This is a genomic window from Chryseobacterium sp. SIMBA_038 (genome assembly GCF_046535115.1).
Classification (GTDB): domain Bacteria; phylum Bacteroidota; class Bacteroidia; order Flavobacteriales; family Weeksellaceae; genus Chryseobacterium.
Map to the genome: position 1 here is coordinate 1 of NZ_JAWRXH010000261.1, position 259 is coordinate 259.

Genomic DNA, 259 nt, shown 5'->3' on the forward strand with positions numbered 1-259 from the left:
GATATAATTGATGATCATACTAAGGTCAAGATTAATCAGTTGGTCAAGATCCATAGAAGATAACCAACCTGTAAAATCGATCTGATCGCCAAAATGCGCCTTGATCTTTTCTGAGAAAGAGACAATCTCGATGCTGTCCATTTCAAGATCCTTGGTGAATGAACTTTCAGGAGTAATGTCCATCTCTTCTACAAATTCAGCACCTATCACTTCAGTAATAAAACCTTTTAATAAAGTAAAAAGTTCTTCGTGGTTCATT

At 35.5% G+C, this 259-nt stretch carries 1 protein-coding gene; it reads right to left on the minus strand.

The window, feature by feature from the left end; all coding sequences use genetic code 11:
* Window positions 1-258: acyl carrier protein (locus SB689_RS23480; RefSeq protein WP_410694455.1), on the minus strand; the 258-nt coding region annotated here is incomplete at its 3' end.
* Between the last annotated feature and the right edge of the window lies 1 nt (window position 259).